General features: G+C 73.0%; 18 protein-coding genes. 9 read left to right on the top strand and 9 right to left on the bottom strand.

The features are described 5' to 3' along the window. The gene (locus OG534_RS05400) at positions 1–1,305 is read right to left on the bottom strand and encodes an MFS transporter (protein ID WP_326586924.1); all 1,305 of its coding nucleotides are present in this window, start codon (positions 1,303–1,305) and stop codon (positions 1–3) included. Positions 1,306–1,361: 56 nt separating this feature from the next. Between OG534_RS05400 and OG534_RS05395 the strand changes: the two genes are divergently transcribed. Continuing rightward, a complete protein-coding gene (locus OG534_RS05395; protein ID WP_326586923.1) occupies positions 1,362–2,351 on the top strand; it encodes an ArsR/SmtB family transcription factor in 990 nt (329 codons plus the stop codon). A gap of 42 nt (positions 2,352–2,393) precedes the next feature. Here the strand turns inward: OG534_RS05395 and OG534_RS05390 are convergent, their stop codons facing one another. The 3 genes from OG534_RS05390 to OG534_RS05380 all read right to left on the bottom strand — a co-directional run bounded on the left by OG534_RS05390 (position 2,394) and on the right by OG534_RS05380 (position 5,381). Further along, positions 2,394–3,584, bottom strand: a complete 1,191-nt coding sequence (locus OG534_RS05390) for an MFS transporter (protein WP_326586922.1) — start codon at positions 3,582–3,584, stop codon at positions 2,394–2,396. A gap of 59 nt (positions 3,585–3,643) precedes the next feature. Further along, positions 3,644–4,678: an NUDIX hydrolase gene (locus OG534_RS05385; RefSeq protein ID WP_326586921.1), complete on the bottom strand. Its 1,035-nt coding sequence runs from the start codon at positions 4,676–4,678 to the stop codon at positions 3,644–3,646. Positions 4,679–4,757: 79 nt separating this feature from the next. Beyond that, positions 4,758–5,381 (bottom strand): LysE/ArgO family amino acid transporter, encoded by a 624-nt coding sequence (locus OG534_RS05380; RefSeq protein ID WP_326586920.1) that lies wholly within the window; start codon positions 5,379–5,381, stop codon positions 4,758–4,760. Between the two features lie 69 nt (positions 5,382–5,450). Between OG534_RS05380 and OG534_RS05375 the strand changes: the two genes are divergently transcribed. The 7 genes from OG534_RS05375 to OG534_RS05345 all read left to right on the top strand — a co-directional run bounded on the left by OG534_RS05375 (position 5,451) and on the right by OG534_RS05345 (position 12,775). Then, a complete protein-coding gene (locus OG534_RS05375; protein ID WP_326586919.1) occupies positions 5,451–6,356 on the top strand; it encodes a LysR family transcriptional regulator ArgP in 906 nt (301 codons plus the stop codon). A gap of 29 nt (positions 6,357–6,385) precedes the next feature. Further along, the gene (locus OG534_RS05370; protein ID WP_326586918.1) at positions 6,386–6,778 is read left to right on the top strand and encodes a TOBE domain-containing protein; all 393 of its coding nucleotides are present in this window, start codon (positions 6,386–6,388) and stop codon (positions 6,776–6,778) included. Positions 6,779–6,896: 118 nt separating this feature from the next. Then, complete coding sequence (corA, locus tag OG534_RS05365) at positions 6,897–7,976, top strand: magnesium/cobalt transporter CorA (protein ID WP_326586917.1); 1,080 nt, start codon at positions 6,897–6,899, stop codon at positions 7,974–7,976. Between the two features lie 88 nt (positions 7,977–8,064). Next, entirely contained in the window at positions 8,065–8,742 is a 678-nt protein-coding gene (locus OG534_RS05360; RefSeq protein ID WP_326586916.1) for a GNAT family N-acetyltransferase, read from the top strand. 129 nt (positions 8,743–8,871) lie between these two features. Next, positions 8,872–9,687: a chitosanase gene (locus OG534_RS05355; RefSeq protein WP_326593471.1), complete on the top strand. Its 816-nt coding sequence runs from the start codon at positions 8,872–8,874 to the stop codon at positions 9,685–9,687. A gap of 313 nt (positions 9,688–10,000) precedes the next feature. Beyond that, positions 10,001–10,354: a DUF805 domain-containing protein gene (locus tag OG534_RS05350; RefSeq protein ID WP_326586915.1), complete on the top strand. Its 354-nt coding sequence runs from the start codon at positions 10,001–10,003 to the stop codon at positions 10,352–10,354. Between the two features lie 201 nt (positions 10,355–10,555). Next, positions 10,556–12,775, top strand: a complete 2,220-nt coding sequence (locus tag OG534_RS05345) for an NADP-dependent isocitrate dehydrogenase (protein ID WP_326586914.1) — start codon at positions 10,556–10,558, stop codon at positions 12,773–12,775. A 142-nt stretch (positions 12,776–12,917) separates the two neighbouring features. On the opposite strand, the gene OG534_RS05340 is transcribed toward OG534_RS05345, so the two are convergent. From OG534_RS05340 to OG534_RS05325, 4 genes are all read right to left on the bottom strand, one after another. Next, entirely contained in the window at positions 12,918–13,379 is a 462-nt protein-coding gene (locus tag OG534_RS05340; RefSeq protein WP_326586913.1) for a hypothetical protein, read from the bottom strand. 140 nt (positions 13,380–13,519) lie between these two features. Then, positions 13,520–15,769, bottom strand: coding sequence for a terpene synthase family protein (locus tag OG534_RS05335; RefSeq protein WP_326586912.1), 2,250 nt, complete (start codon positions 15,767–15,769; stop codon positions 13,520–13,522). Positions 15,770–15,781: 12 nt separating this feature from the next. After that, positions 15,782–17,191: a family 2B encapsulin nanocompartment shell protein gene (locus tag OG534_RS05330; protein ID WP_326586911.1), complete on the bottom strand. Its 1,410-nt coding sequence runs from the start codon at positions 17,189–17,191 to the stop codon at positions 15,782–15,784. A 91-nt stretch (positions 17,192–17,282) separates the two neighbouring features. Beyond that, positions 17,283–18,308 carry a polyprenyl synthetase family protein gene (locus OG534_RS05325; protein ID WP_326586910.1) on the bottom strand — a complete coding sequence of 342 codons (1,026 nt, stop codon included), beginning with the start codon at positions 18,306–18,308 and terminating at the stop codon, positions 17,283–17,285. A gap of 254 nt (positions 18,309–18,562) precedes the next feature. On the opposite strand from OG534_RS05325, the gene OG534_RS05320 reads away from it, so the two are divergent. Then, a complete protein-coding gene (locus OG534_RS05320; RefSeq protein WP_326586909.1) occupies positions 18,563–19,933 on the top strand; it encodes a tetratricopeptide repeat protein in 1,371 nt (456 codons plus the stop codon). 39 nt (positions 19,934–19,972) lie between these two features. On the opposite strand, the gene OG534_RS05315 is transcribed toward OG534_RS05320, so the two are convergent. Beyond that, positions 19,973–21,115 (bottom strand): family 2 encapsulin nanocompartment cargo protein terpene cyclase, encoded by a 1,143-nt coding sequence (locus OG534_RS05315; protein WP_326586908.1) that lies wholly within the window; start codon positions 21,113–21,115, stop codon positions 19,973–19,975. Positions 21,116–21,247: the final 132 nt, after the last annotated feature.

The raw sequence follows: 21,247 nt of genomic DNA, 5'->3' as shown, positions 1-21,247 counted from the left end.
TCAGACGGTCCGATCCGCCGTTGCGACAGGCGGGGCGGCGGTGGGGTGGGCAACCGGTCCGAAACGGGATCCGGTCGCCACCCCGCCGCCCCCCGCCTGTCGCGCGTCCGGCCTGCGGGCGTACAGCGCCACGAGGTGGCGGGTCAGGGCGACGGCGGCGAGCAACGCCACCAGCGCGCACACGCCCCGCCAGCCGGCCCCGCCGTAGACCCGGACGCCGAGCCAGGAACCCGCGCTGCCGCCCAGGTAGGCGCCGGTCATGTAGGCCGTGTTGAGCCGGCTGCGGGCATCGGGACGCAGCGCGTACACCCGGGCCTGGTTGGCGACCATGCCGGACTGCATCGCGATGTCGAGCAGCAGCGTCCCGGCCGCCAGCGCGGCCAGACCCGCCGCGCCGCCCCGGGCGCCCGCCGCGAGGACCGCGGCCGAGACGAGGACCCCGAGCAGGCTGAAGAGGTTCACCCCGTCGGCTCCCCTGCGGTCCACCAGGCGTCCGGCGAACGGCGTGCAGAGCATGGTCACCGCCCCCACCAGGGCGAGCATCCCCACCGCGTGGGCGCCCAGACCGTAGGCCGGGCCGGTCAGCAGGAGCGCCAGGCACGTCCAGACGGCCGAGAACCCGCCGAAGACCATCGCCTGGTAGAGGCAGGAACGGCGCAGGTCCGGCTCGGTGCGCAGCAGGCGCAGGGGCTCGGCCAGGAGCGACGGGTACGACTGGCGCGAGGTCGGGACGGTCACCGGCAGGGCCCGGGCCAGGACGGCCGCGAGGAGCAGGATCAGGGCCGCCGCCACCAGGTAGGGGGCGCGCCACCCCAGCCATTCGCCGAGCGCCCCGCCGAAGGTGCGGGCCAGCAGCATGCCGCCGGTCGAACCGCTCAGCAGCGTGCCCAGTACCGCTCCCCGGCGGTCGGCGGCCACCAGACCGGCCGCCAGCGGACCGATCACCTGCGCGGCCACCGTGGTGACGCCGACGACGGCGCCGGCGGCGACGAGGGGCCCCAGACTCGGAGCGCACCCCGCGGCCAGCAGGCCGGCGCCGGTCAGGACGAGCAGGGTGACGAGGAAGGGGCGGTGCGGCAGCCGGTCGCCGAGCGGCACCAGCAGGAAGATCCCGACCGTGTAGCCGACCTGGATCGCGGTCACCACCAGGGCGGCGGAACCGGGCGACGCGTGCAGGGCCGCGACGACCAGCGGGCTGATCGCCTGCGGGAAGTAGACGGTGCCCACACCGACGGCGCAGGTCAGGGCGAGGAGCAGAACCAGCCGGCGGCTCAACTCGCCCTGCCGGTGAACTGTGTCTGTCATGAGGGGGAGTTCACGGCACGCGCGCTCCGGTGCCAATCGATGTAGCGTATGCCTTAATGATCAGCTTCGAGCTCGGCGTCGAGGACCTCGCCGACACGCGGTTCGCCCTCTCACCCCTGTACGAGACCGTGCTCAGCCTGCGGGTGCTGCGCGAGCCGGGACTGTCCGCGCTGCACCTCCCGTGGCGCAGGTCGGTTGTCGGCAGGCTCGACGCACTCGACACCGGTCTGCTGATGTCCCTGGTCGCGGCGCGGCGCACCCTGCCCGACTTCCTGACCCCGCGGCCCGCGAGCTTCGCCCCGGCCTTCGAGGAGGAGCTCGCCGCCGTCCGCCGGACGCCGCCCGGGCTCGTCCGCCGCGATCTGCTGGCCGCGCACGCCCCGGATCCGCTCCCCGACGCGCTGCGGGGCGCCCTCGCCGCCGACGACGCGCCCGTCGTCGCACTGCGCGACGCCGTCTGCGCACTGCTGCGGCAGTACTGGGAGGTCGCCGTCCAGCCGATGTGGCCGCAGATGCGCCTGCTGCTGGAGGCCGACATGACCTACCGCGCGCGGCAACTGGCCATGGGCGGCGCCCGCCTGCTCTTCGCCGACATGCACCCCAACCTGCGCTGGCGGGACGGCGTGCTGCACATCGGCCAGATGATCAGCAGGCACCGCGTCGTGGCGTCCGGCCGGGGGCTGCTGCTCGTACCGTCCGTGTTCGCGCACAAGCCCGCGCCCCCCGTCAGCCCCGAGGAGGCGCCGACGCTCGCGTACCCCAGCCGCGGGGTGGCGACGCTCTGGGTCCGGGAGCCCGTCGCCGACACGGCCGCCCTCGTGTCCCTGCTGGGCGCGCCCAAAGCGAGACTGCTCGGCCTCCTCGACGAGCCGCTGCCCACGGTCGAGATCGCCCGCCGCCTCAGGGTCACCGCGAGCGCCGTGTCCCAGCACCTGGGCGTGCTGTACGCCACCGGCCTCGTCACCCGGGCGCGCGACGGACGGCAGGTCCTGTACCGCCGCAGCCCGCTCGGAGACCGGCTGACCGGTCTTGGCCGCCCGGAATGACGGGCAGCGGCGGGCGGGTCGTACGAGGTGCCGGGTACGGGTTCAGGTACGCGCGCGGACCGGCCGCCGCAGGAGGTAGGCGGCCGCGGTCGAGACCAGGACGGCCATGCACGCGATGAACACCAGGCCCGCCCCCTCCAGTCCGATCGGGCCGACCAGCAGACCCACACCGATCACCGGGACCGAGATGCCCGCGTACGCCACCACGAACAGCATCGAGATCACCGCGGCGTGCCGGTCCGCCGGAGAGGCCGCGGCCACCGCGGCCAGCGCCCCGCGAAACGACAGGCCCTGCCCGACTCCGCCGACGAGCGAGCTCGCCACCACCAGCGCCAGCAGGTCCCACCACAGCGCGCCCGCGAGGAGTGCCAGCCCGGCGAGGAGCACGACGCAGCCCAGCGGCAGCGAGCGCCCCACCCCGATCCGGCCGACCGCCAGCTGCCCGGCGCACGAGGCGAAGAAGGCCAGCGAGACGACCAGCCCGCTCACCGCCCGGTTGTGCACGTCGAGGGACTGGGCGAGGAACGCCGGGCTGACCGACGTGAACACCCCCAACAGGGCGAAGCCCACGAACGCGGCGGTCGCCGCGGGCGCGAACACCGCCCGCACCTGCGGGGGCAGGACGGGCCGCCGCGGCCGTACCGAACTCAGCGGCCGCCGCTCCCGCACGGTCTCGGCCAGCCGCAGCAGGACGACGACCGAAACGGCCACCAGGACGAGGTGCACGGCGAACGGCAGGTACAGCGGCCAGACCGCGTACTGCGCGAGCACTCCGGCGAGCAGCGGACCGCAGCCCAGCCCGCCCATGTTGGAGGCCGTCGCCACGAACGTGGCCCGGGACGCGCCGCCGTGCGGCGCCAGCTCCATCACGTAGGCGGTGGCGGCTCCGGTGAACAGCCCGGCGGAGAACCCCGACAGCAGCCGCCCGGCGTACAGCCAGCCCACCCCGGTGGCGCACAGGAAGCAGACGGCGCTGGCCGCCGCGAAGACCAGGCCCACCAGCAGCACCGGCCGCCGGCCCACGACGTCCGAGGCGTTGCCCACCAGCAGCAGTACGCCGATCACGCCGACGGCGTACACGGCGAACACGGCGGTCACCACCAGCTCGGAGAACCCGAACTTCTCCTGGTAGAGGCCGTAGAGGGGGGTCGGCAGCGTGGTGCCGGCCATGCACACGGCGAAGACCGCCCCGCTGAGGAAGCACTGCCGCCACACTCGGCGATCACCATCCATGCCGCCGACGCTAACCCCGGAGCCCCGCCCCGGCGCGCCGGGGCGGGCGGGCCCGTCCGTCAGGGGCGGCCCGCGTGGAGTTCCAGCGGGCCGGTGCCCGTGGCGCGGGCGGTGAGGCAGGCGGTGATCTGGCGGCGCAGGGCGGGTTTGACCAGGGCGGGGAGCTCCGCCGGGGTGACGGTGCGCCACTCGGTGAGTTCGGTGGGGTTCAGCCGGATCCGGGCGAGGACGGGCTCGTCGAGGACGCCGCCGTCGTACAGGAAGCGGATGCGGGCCGGGCGGCCCGGTTTGTGGGACCAGTTCACGGCGAGCAGCCGGCCCGGGGCGAGGTCGAGGCCGAGTTCCTCGTGGACCTCCCGCCGGGCGGCGGCGCGCGGCGTCTCCCCGAGGTCGCTGTCGATGCCGCCCCCGGGCAGGTGCCAGCGGTCGGCCCTGCCGTACGCGGGCCGGACCAGCAGGACCCGGCCGTCGGCGCCGGTGAACAGCACGCTCGCCGCCGTCAGGGCCTTGGGACGGTTGGCCCGGTGGCTGGCCGCGTCGAGCGTGCCCGCGTGTTCCAGGGCGGCGCGCCGGGCCGGGTCCAGGCCGGCCGGGGAGCCCGGCTGGGGCAGACCGTCGACGAGGTGGGCGAACGAGCCGGTGTGCAGGGCGGCCAGAGCGGCGCGCAGCCGGGGCGCGATGCGGGCCGGCAGGACCGCGTCGGCCTCGTCCGGCCGCAGCCAGCACGCCTCGGTGATCTCGCCGTCAGGGAAGGAGATCGCCGCGGCCTGCTCCGGCGACAGCGGGCCGACGAGGTGGACGTGCACGATCAGGGAGCGGCCGAGCGGGCCGGGCGGCCGGGAGTCCACCGCCAGCAGCCGGCCGACCGGCACGCCGAGGCCGAGCTCCTCCCGCAGCTCGCGGGCCAGCCCTTCCTCCGGGGTCTCGGTGTCCTCGACCGTGCCGCCCGGAAGCTCCAGGTCCGGCTTGTACGAGGTGGTCAGTACGAGGACCCGCCCGCGCGTGTCCAGGACGATCCCGGTGGCGGCCACCAGCGGGGCGGGCCGGGTGGCGTAGTAGGCGCGCACCGCGTCGGGGGAGGGGCGGTCGGGCACGGCGGGCTCCTGGAGGTCGGGTCGTCGGCAGGAGCACTATGCCGGGCGCCGGCCGGGGGCCCGGCGCCGACATGCGGGCTCAGGCGCGGGCCAGCAGGAGGCCGCCCATGGTGACCATCGTCGCCGCGACGAACCCGTCCAGGACCCGCCAGGCCGACGGACGGGAGAGGAGGCCGCTCAGCAGCCGCGCCCCGTAGCCCAGGCCGGCGAACCAGGTCAGGCTGGCCAGGCACGCCCCGATGCCGAAGGCCCAGCGCAGGTCGCCCCGGTCGGCGGCGAGGGAACCGACGAGCAGGACGGTGTCCAGGTAGACGTGCGGGTTGAGCCAGGTCATGGCCAGACACGTCAGCACGGCCCGGCGGCCGGACCCGGCGGCGGCCCCCTCCACGGTGAGGGCGGCGCCGGGTACGGGCCGCAGCACCCGGCGGGCGGCGAGGACTCCGTAGCAGACCAGGAACCCGCCGCCGGCCAGCCCGACCAGGGTCAGGGCGGCCGGCCAGGCGGTGACGAAGGCGCCGACGCCGGCGACGCCGAGGGCGATGAGGAGCGCGTCCGAGACGGCGCAGATGGCGACCACGGCGAGGACCGCGTGCCGGCGCACGCCCTGGCGCAGGACGAAGGCGTTCTGCGCGCCGATGGCGACGATGAGGGAGAGTCCGGTGCCGAAGCCGGCGAGGGCCGCGGTGGTGATGCCGTGTGTCATGGGTTCGACCGTAGGCAGCGCGGACGGTTCAGTACAGCTAAAGATTTTTACGTACCATTAGCGCTCGTGATGGATGAGCTTCCCCTGGACCAGGTGCGTACGCTGCTCGCGGTGGTGGACGAGGGCACCTTCGACGCGGCGGCGGCCGCCCTGCACGTGACCCCCTCCGCGGTCAGCCAGCGGGTCAAGGCACTGGAGCAGCGCACCGGGCGGGTGCTGCTGATGCGGACGAAGCCGGTGCGGGCGACGGAATCCGGGGAGGTGGTGATCCGCTTCGCCCGGCAGCTGGCCCGGCTGGAGCGCGACGCGCGGGCCGATCTGGGGATGGCCGACGGGATGGGCCCGGTCCGGCTGCCGATCGCGGTGAACGCGGACTCCCTCGCCACCTGGTTCCTGCCCGCCCTGACGCGGGTGCCGCAGGATCCGCCGGTCTGCATCGAGCTGCACCGCGAGGACGAGTCGCACACGACGGCGCTGCTGCGGGAGGGCCAGGTGATGGCGGCGGTGACCTCCTCGCCGGACCCGGTGGCCGGGTGCAGCGTACGGATGCTGGGCCTGGCGCGGTACCTGCCGACGGCGAGCCCCGGATTCGCGGCGCGGTACCTGACCGGGGCGCCGGAGCGGGACCTGCGGGAGGCACCGACGATCGTCTTCGACCGGAAGGACGACCTCCAGGACGCGTTCGTCCGGTCGCTGACGGGGGACGCGACGGCCGGGGCGGGGCCGGTGCGGCACTACGTCCCGACGTCGGAGGGGTTCCGTGACGCGGTGGTCGCGGGACTGGGATGGGGGCTGGTGCCGGAGCAGCAGTCGAGGCCGCTGGTACGGACGGGGGAGCTGGTGCTGCTGGCCGCGCGGCCGCTGGACGTGCCCCTGTACTGGCAGCAGTGGAAGCTCGATTCGCCGGCCCTGTCGATGGTGGCGGACGTGGTCGCGGCGGCGGCCGCCGGGTCACTGCGCAGCCCTTCGCCGTGATCGCAGCGGCACCCCCTAAGCTGCGGGCCATGGAGTCCTACACGATCGGCCAGGCGGCGCGGCTGCTCGGCGTCAGCGTCGACACGGCCCGGCGGTGGGCGGATGCCGAACGGTTCCCCACCCACCGGGAGGGGACGCGGCGGATGGTGGCCGGGCCCGACCTGGCCGCGTTCTGCGTCGAGGCCGCGCAGGAGAGCGCGGACGGCGAGGAGGCCCCGTACACCTCGGCGCGCAACGCCTTCCCGGGGATCGTCACCGGGGTGAAACTGGGCACGGTCGACGCCCAGGTGGAGATCCAGGCCGGGCCGCACCGCATCGTGTCGCTGCTGACGCGGGAGGCGGTGGAGGAACTCGGGCTGGAGGTGGGCTCGCGGGCCACCGCGCGGGTGAAGTCGACGAGCGTGTTCATCGACCGGGTCTGAGATCCGGAGCCGTCGCGGGGAGTCGTCGCAGGCGGACGGCGGTGAGCCCGGGCGAAGGCGGTGCGGCGGCGATGGCAGACTGGCCGGTGTTCCGCCGAAGGGGAGTACACCGTTGTCCATGTTCAGCAACCTGCGCCGGGCCGTGCGCCGCGGCTACCGGCGGGCCGTCGACCTCAGCCACCCGGCCCGCTCCCCGCTCGGCAGTGCGGTGGTCAACTGCGTGATCTACCGGGACGGCGTACGGCAGGACGACTGCGGGGAGGTCGAGGAGGCGCTGCGCCGGGTCCGCAAGGGCGACGGGTTCGTCTGGATCGGCCTGCACGAGCCGACGGAGTCGGAACTCGCCGGACTCGCCGAGCTGTTCGGCCTGCACCCGCTCGCCGTCGAGGACGCCGTGAACGCGCACCAGCGTCCCAAGGTGGAGCGGTACGACGACACGCTGTTCTCCGTCTTCAAGACCGTGCGCTACGTGGAGCACGAGGAGCTGACCGCGACCAGCGAGGTGGTGGAGACCGGCGAGCTGATGGCCTTCACCGGCCACGACTTCGTCATCACCATCCGGCACGGCGGCCGCGGCACCCTCGGCCCCGTCCGCGAGGAGCTGGAAGCCTCCCCGGACCTCCTGGCCAAGGGGCCCGCGGCGGTCCTGCACGCCATGGCCGACCACGTGGTCGACGACTACATGGCCGTCACGGACGCGGTGCAGAACGACATAGACGCCGTCGAGACCGCGGTGTTCAGCGAGACCGGCGGCCGCGGCGACGCCGGCCGGATCTACCAGCTCAAGCGCGAACTCCTGGAGCTCCGGCGGGCGGTGGCGCCGCTGAGCCGCCCGCTCCAGCAGCTGGCCACGCAGCCGATACCGGTCATCCCGCCGGAGGTCCGCGCCTACTTCCGGGACGTGGCCGACCACGTGACCCGGGCCACCGAGCAGATCGGCGCCTACGACAACCTGCTCGACTCCATCCTCCAGGCCCACCTCGCGCAGGTGACCGTCGCCCAGAACGAGGACATGCGCAAGATCACGGCATGGGCGGCGATCGTCGCCGTCCCGACCATGGTCTGCGGCGTCTACGGCATGAACTTCGACCACATGCCCGAACTGCACTGGACCTACGGCTACCCGCTCGTCCTCGGCGTGATGGCGGTCGCCTGCTTCGTCATCCACCGCGGCTTCCGGCGCAACGGCTGGCTCTGACCCCGGCAAAACCCAGGTGAGGCGGGTGGCGCGGGCCGGATAGGGTCCGCCCGTCACCGGTGGTCAACAGGGAACGGGCGGGGCGGACATGGAACGGACATCGGCGGAGCGGGACGGCGGCGGGACGACCGGCGGGGTGGTCGACGCGACGGCCGGCGCGACGGCCGGCGCCGCGGCCGGCGGGCCGACCGGGGCGCTCGTCGGCGCGCGGGTGCGGCTGGAGCCGCTCGCGCACCGGCACCACGACGGCCTGTGCGAGGCCGTCCGCGACGGTCGGCTGTGGGAGCTCCCGGTCACGATCGTCCCGCACCCGGACGAGGTGCGCGGCTTCGTCGACGACGCGCTGGCGGCGCGGGCGCAGGGCACGCAGATCGCGTACGCGACGGTGGACGTCGCGACGGGCCGGATCGCCGGATCGACCCGGCTCATGGCCGTCAACACGGCGTACCGGCGGCTGGAGATCGGCTTCACCTTCCTCGGCGCGTCCTGGCAGGGGACCGGTGTGAACACCGAGGCCAAACTGCTCATGCTCACGCACGCCTTCGAGGCGATGGGGATGAACCGCGTCGAGTTCCTCACCGACGTGCGCAACGCGAGGTCGAGGGCGGCGATATCCGGGCTCGGCGCGACGCACGAAGGGACTCTGCGCCACCACATGGTGATGCGCGACGGCTGGATCCGCGACAGCGCGGTCTACAGCATCACGCGGCCCGAATGGCCGGACGCCAAACGCGTGTTGACGGACCGTCTGGCCCACAGGAGCTGAGCGGACGGGGAAATTCCCCGTGGACGCAGGGGTCTTGAGCTGTCGTCAGCTCTGGTAGTAAAGTTTCCTAACGAAGCCGGGACGCCTCAACTACCCCACGGAGGCCTTGTGTTCACCCCCCACCGCAAGATGCTGGCGATCGGCGCGCTGCTCGGCAGCGCGCTCGTCGCCGTCCCCGTCGCCGCCCACGCCACCGCCGCTCCCGCCCCCACGGCGCGGAGTGCGGCGGCAGCGGCCGCAGGACTCGACGATCCGGCGAAGAAGGAGATCGCCATGAAGATCGTCTCCAGCGCGGAGAACTCCACGCTGGACTGGAAGGCGCAGTACAAGTACATCGAGGACATAGGCGACGGCCGCGGCTACACGGCCGGCATCATCGGCTTCTGCTCCGGCACCGGCGACATGCTCGACCTCGTCGAGTACTACACCCAGGTCAAGCCGGGCAACGTCCTCGCCAAGTACCTCCCCGCCCTGCGCGACGTCGACGGCAGCGACTCGCACGCCGGCCTCGACCCCAACTTCACCGGGGACTGGGCGAAGGCGGCCCAGGACGCCGAGTTCCGCAAGGCCCAGGACCGCGAGCGCGACCGGGTCTACTTCAACCCGTCCGTGAAGCAGGCCAAGTCCGACGGGCTCGGCGTGCTGGGCCAGTTCATCTACTACGACGCCATCGTCATGCACGGCGACGGCACCGACCCCACCAGCTTCCGCAACATCCGCAAGCGGGCCCTGTCCAAGGCCAAGCCCCCGTCCCAGGGCGGCAACGAGACCGCGTACCTCCACGCCTTCCTCGACGCCCGGGTCTGGGCGATGAAGCAGGAGGAGGCGCACAGCGACACCAGCCGGGTCGACACCGCGCAGCGGGTCTTCCTCAAGAAGGGCAACCTGAACCTCAACACCCCGCTCGACTGGAAGGTCTACGGGGACTCCTTCCGCATCGGCTGACGACCGCGCCGCGGCCCGGGACTGGAACCCTTTTCCGGCCCCGGGCCGCGGTGTCGCAGTGCGGTAACGATGTGGGTAACGATCGAAGTCGCTCCCGGGGTGTCAAGTGGGCGTGCGGCCCGGACGTTTCGGACTTCCCGGGACACGACGTCACTCCCGTGTCGCGCAGCCCCATGTGTGATGCCGGAAATCTTGCGGTCCGGCCGATTTGGCGTCACGACAACTGGCTTGACCGCGACGTAAGGGGGGCATAAGTTCTGCCCCGGCTTGCTCCAGCAGGACGGGCCGAACCAACCGTCCTCTGGGGGGACCCATGAACCACTACGTCGACGTCCTGAAGAAGTACACCGTTTTCTCCGGCCGCGCCCGCCGCCAGGAGTACTGGATGTTCGTCCTCTTCAACATCGCGGCCCTGATCGTCGTCGCGATCCTGGACGCCGTGCTCGGCACCACTCCGTGGCTGTACGCGCTCTACTTCCTGGGCACCTTCCTCCCGAACCTCGCCGTGACCGTGCGCCGCCTGCACGACACCGGCAAGTCCGGCTGGTGGATCTTCATCGGCGCCGTGCCGCTCGTCGGCTTCATCTGGATCATCGTCCTGCTCGCCACCGCGGGCAACGACCAGCCGAACGCGTACGGTCTGAACCCGAAGGCCGTCCAGGCCTGATCGGTCCCGTAGGCCGTCATGCCTGAGCGCCGCCCTGGCTGGAAACAGCCGTGGGCGGCGCTTTCGCCGTTCCGGGGGCCCGCGTGACACGCGTCTCCCGGGCTTGCGGCAGGGGGCTGTCCAGACCGGCCCGATCACGAGATATCTTGATGTCGAGCAATGTTGCAGACGAGAGACGCAGACTGTGGAGCGGAGCATCCGGTGACTGACTCGACCATCATCTACACGCACACTGACGAGGCCCCGGCCCTCGCGACGTATTCCTTCCTGCCTGTGATCCAGGCGTACGCGTCGACGGCCGGTGTGAATGTCGAGACCCGTGACATCTCCCTGGCCGGTCGGATCATCGCCAGCTTCCCGGAGCACCTCCAGGAGAGCCAGCGGATCGCCGACGCCCTGGCCGAGCTGGGCGAGCTGGCGAAGACGCCGGAAGCGAACATCATCAAGCTGCCCAACGTCTCGGCCTCGATCCCGCAGCTGAAGGCCGCGGTCGCCGAGCTCCAGGCCCAGGGCTACGCCCTCCCGGACTACCCGGACGACCCGAAGACCGACGAGGAGCGCGAGATCCGCGCCCGCTACGACAAGATCAAGGGCAGCGCCGTCAACCCGGTCCTGCGCGAGGGCAACTCCGACCGCCGCGCCCCCGCCTCGGTCAAGAACTACGCCAAGACGAACCCGCACCGCATGGGCGCCTGGACCGCCGAGTCCAAGACGAACGTCGCCACCATGGGTGCCAACGACTTCCGCTCCACCGAGAAGTCCACCGTCATGGCCGAGGCCGACACCCTGCGCATCGAGTACGTCGCCGCCGACGGCGCCGTCACCGTGCTGCGCGAGTCCGTACCGGTCCTCGCCGGTGAGGTCGTGGACGCGTCCGTCCTGCACGTCGACGCGCTGCGCACCTTCCTCAACGACCAGATCGAGCGCGCCAAGGCCGAGAACGTGCTGTTCTCCGTGCACCTCAAGGCCACCATGATGAAGGTCTCCGACCCGATCATCTTCGGCCACGTGGTCCGCGCCTTCCTCCCGAAGACCTTCGCCCGCTACGGCGAGACCCTCGCCGCCGCCGGCCTGTCGCCCAACGACGGCCTCGGCGCCGTCCTGAACGGCCTGGGCGCGCTGCCCGACGGCGACGCGATCAAGGCCTCCATCGACGCCGAGATCGCCGAGGGCCCGGCCCTCGCGATGGTCGACTCCGACAAGGGCATCACCAACCTGCACGTGCCGTCCGACGTCATCGTCGACGCCTCCATGCCGGCCATGATCCGTACCTCCGGCCACATGTGGGGCCCGGACGGTGCCGAGGCCGACACCCTCGCCGTCCTCCCGGACAGCAGCTACGCCGGTGTCTACCAGGTCGTCGTCGACGACTGCCGCGCCCACGGCGCCTTCGACCCCTCGACGATGGGCTCGGTGCCGAACGTCGGCCTCATGGCCCAGAAGGCCGAGGAGTACGGCAGCCACGACAAGACCTTCGAGATCGCCGCCGCGGGCACCGTCCGCCTCGTCGACGCCGCAGGCAACACGGTCCTGGAGCAGGAGGTCGCCGCCGGTGACATCTTCCGCGCCTGCCAGACCAAGGACCTGCCGATCCAGGACTGGGTCAAGCTCGCCGTCACCCGCGCCCGTGCGACCGGCGTCCCGGCCGTCTTCTGGCTCGACGAGACCCGCGCGCACGACGCGCAGCTGATCGCCAAGGTCAAGACGTACCTGGCCGACCACGACACCGAGGGTCTGACCATCAAGATCCTCTCCCCGGTCGAGGCCACCGCCTTCTCCCTGGAGCGCATCCGCCGCGGCGAGGACACCATCTCGGTGACCGGCAACGTGCTGCGTGACTACCTGACCGACCTCTTCCCGATCCTGGAGCTGGGCACCAGCGCCAAGATGCTGTCGGTCGTCCCGCTGATGAACGGCGGCGGCCTCTTCGAGACGGGCGCCGGCGGCTCCGCCCCGAAGCACGTCCAGCAGCTCGTCAAGGAGAACTACCTGCGCTGGGACAGCCTGGGCGAGTTCTTCGCGCTGGCGGCGAGCTTCGAGCACCTCGCGACCACCACCGGCAACGCCCGCGCCCAGGTGCTGGCCGACACCCTGGACCGCGCGACCGGCACCTTCCTGAGCGAGGACAAGTCGCCGAGCCGCAAGCTGGGCGGCATCGACAACCGCGGCAGCCACTTCTTCCTCGCCCTGTACTGGGCGCAGGAGCTGGCCAGGCAGACCGACGACGCCGAGCTGGCCAAGGCCTTCGAGCCGCTCGCCAAGACCCTCGCCGAGCAGGAGAGCGCCATCGTCTCCGAGCTCATCGCGGTGCAGGGCTCCCCGGCCGAGATCGGCGGCTACTACCAGCCCGACGCCACGAAGGCCGCGGCGATCATGCGCCCGTCCGCGACCTTCAACCAGGCGCTCGCCCTCCTCGGCTGACACCGTCAGCTGATGCGCGCGCGTCCCTGACGCGATCCGCCCCGGTCGGCCCCGTGCCCGGCCGGGGCGGACCCGTGTCCGGGGCCGGGGGCCTGCACGGCCCGGGGGCCTGCACGCCCCGGGCCGGTGGCGGCCCAGGGCGTCAGAGTCGGTGGATCCGTTCCTGTTCGAAGGCCAGCGGAGTCCGGCCGGCGGCCAGGATCCGCAGCCCTGGGGCCACGGCCAGCAGGTTCCGCAGCCAGGCCAGGGCGTCCGGGCCGAGCTGCTCGGCGCCGTCCAGGACGAGCAGCATGTCCCGTTCGGCCAGCCACCAGGTGGCGTTGGCCGTCCCCGACGGCGGCAGGGGCGCGGCGGGTACGCGGCCCAGCTCCGCCGTCAGTTCGCGGACCCCGTAGCCGCCGTGGTGCGGGTCCATGGCGACGACGGCGACCCCGTCGTAGAAGTTGGACGCGATCCGCCGGGCGATCTCCCGCACCAGCAGGCTGCGCGGCTCGCGCAACCCGCCCGCCACGGTCAGTACCCGGCCCCGTCGGACGGCGGTGAGCAGCCGGGACATCTCCGCGGAGGTCGCCGGCAGTGTTGTGGTCGTCCCTGATTCCCTCATCGGCACGATGCCCCCCATTGCATGCGTGACCAAGCGCGGCAACAGGGTTCGTTCGAGCCGCGTGACGTCGATTATGCGCCACTTGGGGCGTAAGACCAGGGGAATGTCGCATTCCGCAGCAGCGTCCGCTGCCGCCCAGGTCAGGCCCACACCATGCGGTGCGGAGCCGGGGGCAGCACCCGGCCCCTGGCGGGCGGATTCGGCGTGACGGCGCCCGCCGCCACGGCCGGGCGGTGCGCGTGGTGGCGCTTGAGGTCCTCCTCCCGGTAGCGCCGCGTCTGCGCGTGCCAGACGGCGATGCCCGTCATCCACTGCTTCAGCTCCTCCACGTGGCGGTCCAGGGCCGCACGGGCCGCCGCGTCCAGCCCGTGGTCGGCGTACATGACGGGGAGTTCCTTCGCCACCACGTGCTCGAACTGCTGCATCCGCGAGGTCATCAGGTCGTTCACGACCCGCAGCGCCGTCGGATAGTCGCAGTCGAAGAAGTTCTCCACGACGATCAGGAGGTTGTGCAGCTCGCCCTCGTACTCCGCCTCCTTCTGGTACGAGTACACGTCGTTCATCACGGCCGAGTAGTCGAAGGCCGCGGCCTGCAGGGACTGCATGGCCGAACTCTCGTAGACCTCCTGCGGAACGACGTCCAGGTGCGCCATCCGCGCGAGCGAGATCGTCATCGGCGACCCGAAGGTCACCCGGCGCATCTCCAGGTAGTCCACCGGGTCCGGCACCCGGTTCGCCGCCTGGTTGTCCAGCTCCCACAGCCAGCTGTCCAGCACCTGGTCCACGGCCGTCCGGAACATCTCCCGGCCGCGCGGCCCCATCGGGCCGGCCGTGCGCCGCCACAGGTCGGCCAGCCCCCGCTCCATCGCGTTGACCGGGGCCGGCGGCGCGGACAGGTCGAGCGGCATGCAGGCCCGCAACCGGTCCGTCTGCACCTGGGCGGCGCCCAGGGCGCGGGCGGTGCCGAAGACCAGCGGATACAGGTCGTCGGCGTACGTGCCCCAGCTCAGCCAGCCCGCGCTGATGTCCAGCGCCTGCGCCGAGCACGTCGGGTCCATGCCCGCCGAGCACAGCGCGAAGTCGTAGCCCCGCGCCTTCTCCTCCCACCAGATGCCCTCGTCCAGCTGGCCCATCGCCCGGTTCCACTCGATGAGCCGCTCCCGGGCGCCCTCCAGATGCGGGTTGAGCACGTTGCGGTACGGCAGGTAGAAGTCCGGGATCACCGAAGGGCCCACCGGACGCGGGGTGTTGCCGTGCCGGCGCACCCGCCGCGCACCGCCCGTCAGGCCCAGCAGCGCCTTCACGTTGGCGCCGGTCGTGCCCAGCCCCGAGGGGCCGCGCAGCCACCCGGGCAGGCCCGCGTCCGTACGGCCCGGCCGGGTGTTCATGTACCGGCTGGAGCGCATGTGCCACTCGTGCCCGCCGGACTGCCAGTCCTGCAGCCCGCGGGCGTAGGTGAGGACCGCGAGGATCCCGTCCGGGCCCAGGCCCTTCTGCGCGAACAGCACGGGCAGTTCGGTGAAGAAGGTGCTCTCGAACTGCTGGAGCCGCGAGGTGAGCATGTTGTTCAGCTGGTCGGCGGCCTCCTGGGTGGAACAGCCGAAGAACCTCTCCAGGACCAGCACCCCGTTGCTCAGCTCCCCCTCCTTCCCGATCTCCCGCTCATACGAGAACAGGTCGTTGCGGAAGTGGACCGAGTCGGCGAAGCAGTCCCGCAGGACGCGCAGCGCCCGCTCCCCGGAGACGGCCGGGGGAACCTCCACGCCCACCGCGTGCTCGACGATCCCCGCCGACCAGGGTGCGCCGCCCACCTTGCGGCGCTGCTCGACGTACTCCATCGGGTTCGACACCCGGCCGATGTTGATGTTGTCGAGCTCCCAGAGCGACTCGTGGAGGAGGTTGCGGGTGCTGAGGGTGAAGCGCCCGGTCCAGTCCTGCGAGTGGCCCGGCACCGTGCGCCGCCACAGGTCGGCCAGCCCCGCCTCGACCGGATTGGCCGGCTCGGGCATCGGCGCGCCCGGATCGGCCGGCATGAACGGGGCGAGCCGCTCCAGCGCGGCCCGCCCCGCCGCCCGGTCACCGGTGCGCTTGAACCGCTCCAGGAACCAGTCGTCGAAGAAGAACACCCACACGTACCAGTCGGTGACGAGCGAGAGCATCGGGCCGTCGCACTCGGGATGGGTGTAGGCGCACAGCAGCGCGTAGTCGTGCGCCTCCAGATCGGCCGTGTCCCACACGCCCGAGCCTTCCAGCATCCCCAGCTCCCCGGCCCACGCACGGGTGTGCGTCCGGGCCTCCTCCAGATGGGGGTTGAGGCGCGCGGGATGCGGGAGGTAGAACTCGGGCAGCTCGAAGGGCTGCCGCGGGGAGGTCTCCTGCCGAGCGGTCATGACACGGCCCCCTCAGTCGTCGAATCGGGAGATCTCTACGTTCTCCAGCACCCCGACGGCGTCGGGCACCAGGATCGCCGCGGAGTAATAGGCGGTGACCAGGTAGGAGATGATCGCCTGCTCGTTGATGTTCATGAAACGGACGGACAGGCCCGGCTGGTACTCGTCGGGCAGCGCCACCGGGTGCAGTCCGACGACCCCCTCGTTGTCCTCGCCCGTGCGCAGGACCAGGATCGAACTGGTCCGCTCCGGGGTCACCGGGATCTTGTTGCAGGGCAGCAGCGGCACCCCGCGCCAGGACGGGAGCCGGTGGCCCTGGAAGTCCACGCTGTCCGGGTACAGGCCGCGCCGGCTGCACTCGCGGCCGAAGGCGGCGATGGTGCGCGGGTGGGCGAGGAAGTACTGCGAACCGCGGCGACGGCTGAGGAGTTCGTCCAGGTCGTCGGGGGTGGGCGGGCCCGTGCGGGCGTACACCCGCTGCTCGTAGTCGGCGTTGTGCAGCAGCCCGAACTCCGCGTTGTTGATCAGCTCGCTCTCCTGGCGCTCCTTCAACGCCTCGATCGTGAGCCGCAGTTGCTGCTCGGACTGGTTCATCGGCTGGTTGTAGAGATCCGAGACCCGGGAATGCACGCGCAGCACGGTCTGCGCGACGCTGAGCTCGTACTCGCGCGGGCTCACCTCGTAGTCGACGTACGTGCCGGGCAGCAGCACCTCGCCCGTGTGGCCGGCGGACAGGGCGACGGCGTCGCTGCCCCGGCGGCCGACGCGCTCGGCCTCCAGGTAGGCCTCGGCGTGCCGGCGCAGCGCCGCGGAACTGTTCAGCGCCGCGTCCCAGTCACCGCGGTTGAAGGTCATCGTCACCACGTCCGTCTGCGCCCGCGCCGTGAACTCCCAGCGGGCGTCCGGCAGCGGGTGGTGGCCGAAGTGGTCGCCGTCGCTCAGCACGTCCAGGCTCGCCTCGTCCCCGTAGGCACCGGTGCCGAGCCGCTCGATCCGCCCGTGGGCGATCAGGAAGATCTTGTCGACGGGCTCGCCGCGCCGCACGATGACGTCGCCCCTGCGGAACTCCTCCTTCACGAACCGGTCGGCGATCGCCTTCACCACCTGGTCGTCGGGGAAGCTTCGGAGCATGCCGAGCTCGCGCAGCATCGGCGGGATGACCCGCAGTTCGGTCCCGGTCTTGACGAAGGTGATGCGCCCGTCGCCGAGGGTGTAGCTCACCGTCCGGTTGACCCGGTAGGTGCCGCCGCCGGTCTGCACCCACGGCAGGATCCTCAGCAGCCAGCGCGAGCTGATCCCCTGCATCTGCGGCGCGGACTTGGTCGTGGTGGCCAGATTGCGGGCGGCTTCGGTGCTCAGGCTCTGGCGGGTGGCGGCGGTCAGCTGCTCGGCGCTCGGTTCGGCGCTGGGATCGACGGGCATGGCGGGCCTTCCTCTCGGTCGGTCTTCCTCGGGGTGGCACGGGGGCCGGGAGCGGTGCGGGGGCCGCCCGCGACGACGGGTGCTGCGCCGGTCAGCGGTCCCTCCGGGTGATCAGCTCGCACAGCGACACCAGCTCGGCGGTCGCCGCCGGGTCGGGGACGGCCTCGGCCAGGCATTCCAGCGCCCGGGCCGCCCGTACGCACGCCTCGCGCTGCGCCCAGTCCCGCCCGCCGGCCCGCTCGACCAGGACCGTCGCGCGGGCGACCCCGGCCGCGCCGAGCGGGCGGGTCCCGGCGTACAGGGCGGCGAGCTCGGCGCCCGCCTCCGTTCCCGACAGCAGGGCGGCGACCACCGGCATGGACTTCTTGCGGGCCGCGAGGTCGGCGCCGACGGGCTTCCCGGTGATCTCCGGGTCGCCCCAGATCCCGAGCAGGTCGTCGATCAGCTGGAAACCGACCCCGATGCCGCGCCCGAAGGCGTCGAGGGCGGCCGTGACCTCCGGCGCAGCGCCCCCGTACAGCCCGCCGAGGGCGCAGGCCGCGCCCAGCAGGGCCCCGGTCTTCGCCTCCGCCGTGGTCATCGCCTCGGCCAGGGCGACCGCCGTCCGGGTCTCGAAGGCGCAGTCGTCGTGCTGGCCCTCGCACAGCTCGACCACGCAGTCCGACAACCGGACCACGGCCTCGGTCCGGTCGGCGACCAGCCGCACCGCGAGCGCGGCCATCGCGTCGCCCGCGACGATCGCCCGGGCGTCGCCGAACACCGTCCAGGCGGTCGGCCGGTGCCGGCGCGTCGGATCGCGATCGATGACGTCGTCGTGCAACAGCGTGAAGTTGTGGACGAGTTCGGTGGCCGCGGCGGCCCCGAGGGCGTCCTCCTCGCGGCCGCCGACCGCCCGCGCCGCGGCCAGCACCAGCGCCGGCCGTATCGCCTTCCCCGCCCCGGCGGCGACCGGAGCCCCGGTGTGGTCGCGCCACCCGAGGTGGTACTCGGACACCGCCCGCACTCCGCCGGGCAGCGAACGCACGGCCGCGCGCAGCAGTGGTTCCACCGCCGCCCGGGTGCGGCCGAGCACGGCGGTGGTGCCGTGGTCGTCCCGGTCCTTCACGTACGTGGTCATGGATGGACGCACCTCCTGGGCAGCGGGCCGGGCGGGGGGTGGTGTGCGGGAGTGACCGGACGGGGCGGCGTGCTCCGTGCGGTCTGCTGTGCTCCCGTACGCCAGGGCCACGCGGTGTGACCGTGTGCCACCCGGCGCACACGTCTTAGTTAGGGGCAGGACGGCCGCACCCGGTACATCCGTCCCCACCCCTCCGTGTTGAATGTCCGACCGCGTTGAATGGATGGACACGTGTACGAGCTGGGCAGTTTCTGATGGCCAGGCGTGAACCCAACGGACGACTCCGCACCCTCCTCGCCGACGCCCGCTGGAGCGGGCAGGACTTCGCACGTGCCGTCAACGGCGTCGCCGCCGAAACCGGCCTCACCCTGCGTTACGACCGGACCTCGATCTCCCACTGGCTCGCCGGAACCCGCCCACCCGCGCACGTCGTCGCCCTCGCCGCCGAGGCGCTCAGCCGCCGGACCGGGCGGCGGGTCAGCCCGGCGGACACCGGACTCGCGCGCCCGGCCGGCGCCGCCCGGGCACGGGACCGCCCCGGACCCGGACCGCACGGCGCGGACGCCCTCGCACCGCAACCCGCGGCCGTGGGCGGGCCGGGCGCCGGGGACGCCGCCGCCTACGCGGAGTCCCTGCTGGGCGAGATCCCCGTCTACTCCTCCGCCTGGCGGCCCCCCGGCTGGCCGCCGTCGCACGGGACCGGGACTCCGACCGGGGCTCCCGCCCGGCCGGCCGGCCGGATCGGAGCCGACCACGTGGAGGCCGCCGAGGCCGTGCTGCCGGTCTTCCGCAACGCCGACATGATGTTCGGCAGCGGCCTGGCCCGCCCCGCCCTGACCCGCTACCTCGCCACCACCGTGGCGCCCTGGCTGCGCGCCGACGCCGCGCCCGCGGTACGCCACCGGCTGCTGGGCTGCGCCGCGCGGCTCGCGTACACGGCGGGCTTCCTGTGCTTCGACGGCAACCAGCAGGGCACGGCCCAGGCCTACTACCGGGCGGGGCTGCGGCTCGGCCAGGAGGCCGGGGACCCGCAGTGCTGGGCGCCCGTCCTGCGGGCCATGAGCGTCCAGGCCCACCACCTGGGCCACCGCAAACAGGCGTGGGAACTGGCGGAGGCCGCGGCCCGGGAGGCGGGGCGGCTGCCCTCCCTGCAGGCCGCGTTCGTCACCGGGCAGCTGGCGGTCGCCGAGGCCGGCTGCGGCGACCGGCGGGCGGCCCTGACCCATCTGGGCGAGGCGGAGAGGCTGTTGGAGCGCTCGGCCGGCCAGCACGCGGCCATCGGGGACTACCATCCGGCCGCGCTCGCCCACCAGCAGGCCGAGGCGCTGGCGGCCCTCGGGGACGCGCGCGGTGCGATCACCGCGCTCGGCACGTCCCTGCGGCACCGGCCGGCCGGCGAGCGCCGGGCGCGGGCCGTCACCCTCGCGCGGCTCGCCGAACTCCACCTGGGCCAAGGCCATGTGGAGCGGGCCTGTGCCACCTGGCACGAGATGCTGGACGCGGTACCCCAGCTGGACTCCGCGCGGGTGGACGACGCCGTACGCCGCCTGCGCGGCCGCCTCCAGCCCGTCCGCGGCAACCGCACGGCGCGGGCGCTGCTGGAACGGGTCCGCGGGCTCGGCTGAGACGCCCCCGGCCGGACAGAGCAGGGGGCGAGGCCGGGTCTAAGGTGTGCCTCCGCTCGGTCGGCCGTGGTAGCGGGGGGTCGTGGCGTGCCACTCCTTCGACCCGCCCATCCAGTTCCAGATCCCCTCCAGGAAGCGGCCCAGCGCGGGCGAGCCGAGGGCGGCCAGGGCGGCCGACTCCGCCTCGACGGTGTGCATCACCTCGTCGTGGATCGCGGCCGTGCGGTTCACCGCCTCCTGGAGCGAGCAGTGCTCCTCGGCCGCGATCACACGGGGGAGGTTGGTGTCGCCCGGGTCCTCCCGGGCCATCGAGTACAGGTCGTTGAGCAGACAGTTGGCCGCGCCCGCGTACATGTACGTGCGCCGCACCCGGGCGTCCGCGAACTCGTGCGCGGGGACCTCGTAGCCGCCGACCGGATCGGTCAGGGCCATGCAGGGGAAGAAGCCGTTCTCGTACCGGTGCACCAGGTACTCCCACACCGACGGCCTGCGGGCGGAGGTCCGCCACTCGGCCTCCTGGTTGTACCCGACGAACATCACGGCCAGCTGGTACCGCAGGCGGGTCACCTGGGTGGGGGAGGCGAACTCGGCGAGGTGCTCCAGAGCGGAGCGGAAGGCGCGCAGCACGGGTTCGGCCGCCACCCGCTCCTCGAACTGCCGCTCGTAGCGCGGCGGCAGCCGCACCGGGTCGACCACGGCGTGCGCGAGCGCCGTGCGCAGGCCGATCAGCCCCGGGTCGGCGTGCTCCCCCTCGTCGACCCAGTGGTCGTCCACGGCCCACTCGGAGACCCCGCACTTGGCGGCCGCCAGCAGCCGGTCGGCGGAGTCGCAGTCCGGGTGCGCGAGCATCATCAGCCGGCCGAACCCGCACGCGCGCAGCATGTCCAGGCGGCCCGTGTAGATCCCGATCCCGGCGGCCCACCGGACGAGTTCCTCGTTCACCTCGTCGGCCAGCGCCGGGTCGTCCCGGACGGCGTCGGGGCAGTACAGCGGGGGAATGACGATGCCGGTGCCGGCGGCCGCGCCCGTGCCCGCAGGGCCCGTGCCCGCAGGGACGGGAGCGGCCCGCGGGGGAGCGGTTCCCAGGGCGCTGCGGCCGTGGAGCAGTCGGCTCAGGACGTCCGCCGGATCGGCGGCGGCCGCCCGGGGGCGGGCCGGAGCGTGAGCGGGGGCGCGGTCCATGGCTCCTCCTGCGGGTCGGCACACCCACCCATGGAGCGGGGGCCGCCCCCGCCCCCGGAAGGCCCGGCGCCCGCCGGCCCGTTGAAGATGCGGCGGCGTTGAAAGCCTGCACGGATGTGCGCCCACCCGGGA

This window comes from Streptomyces sp. NBC_01294, from assembly GCF_035917235.1.
GTDB lineage: Bacteria > Actinomycetota > Actinomycetes > Streptomycetales > Streptomycetaceae > Streptomyces > Streptomyces caledonius.
This window is presented reverse-complemented; position numbering and strand designations above follow the sequence as displayed.

Bases quoted from the DNA above. Each gene is read 5' to 3' on its own strand.
- OG534_RS05375 (WP_326586919.1), top strand. From the start codon at position 5,451: ATGGATGAGCTTCCCCTGGACCAGGTGCGTACGCTGCTCGCGGTGGTG.
- OG534_RS05315 (WP_326586908.1), bottom strand. From the start codon at position 21,115: ATGGACCGCGCCCCCGCTCACGCTCCGGCCCGCCCCCGGGCGGCCGCC.
- OG534_RS05400 (WP_326586924.1), bottom strand. From the start codon at position 1,305: ATGACAGACACAGTTCACCGGCAGGGCGAGTTGAGCCGCCGGCTGGTT.
- corA (WP_326586917.1), top strand. From the start codon at position 6,897: ATGTTCAGCAACCTGCGCCGGGCCGTGCGCCGCGGCTACCGGCGGGCC.
- OG534_RS05355 (WP_326593471.1), top strand. From the start codon at position 8,872: ATGCTGGCGATCGGCGCGCTGCTCGGCAGCGCGCTCGTCGCCGTCCCC.
- OG534_RS05335 (WP_326586912.1), bottom strand. From the start codon at position 15,769: ATGACCGCTCGGCAGGAGACCTCCCCGCGGCAGCCCTTCGAGCTGCCC.
- OG534_RS05390 (WP_326586922.1), bottom strand. From the start codon at position 3,584: ATGGATGGTGATCGCCGAGTGTGGCGGCAGTGCTTCCTCAGCGGGGCG.
- OG534_RS05360 (WP_326586916.1), top strand. From the start codon at position 8,065: ATGGAACGGACATCGGCGGAGCGGGACGGCGGCGGGACGACCGGCGGG.
- OG534_RS05370 (WP_326586918.1), top strand. From the start codon at position 6,386: ATGGAGTCCTACACGATCGGCCAGGCGGCGCGGCTGCTCGGCGTCAGC.
- OG534_RS05395 (WP_326586923.1), top strand. From the start codon at position 1,362: ATGATCAGCTTCGAGCTCGGCGTCGAGGACCTCGCCGACACGCGGTTC.
- OG534_RS05325 (WP_326586910.1), bottom strand. From the start codon at position 18,308: ATGACCACGTACGTGAAGGACCGGGACGACCACGGCACCACCGCCGTG.
- OG534_RS05340 (WP_326586913.1), bottom strand. From the start codon at position 13,379: ATGAGGGAATCAGGGACGACCACAACACTGCCGGCGACCTCCGCGGAG.
- OG534_RS05350 (WP_326586915.1), top strand. From the start codon at position 10,001: ATGAACCACTACGTCGACGTCCTGAAGAAGTACACCGTTTTCTCCGGC.
- OG534_RS05330 (WP_326586911.1), bottom strand. From the start codon at position 17,191: ATGCCCGTCGATCCCAGCGCCGAACCGAGCGCCGAGCAGCTGACCGCC.
- OG534_RS05380 (WP_326586920.1), bottom strand. From the start codon at position 5,381: ATGACACACGGCATCACCACCGCGGCCCTCGCCGGCTTCGGCACCGGA.
- OG534_RS05320 (WP_326586909.1), top strand. From the start codon at position 18,563: ATGGCCAGGCGTGAACCCAACGGACGACTCCGCACCCTCCTCGCCGAC.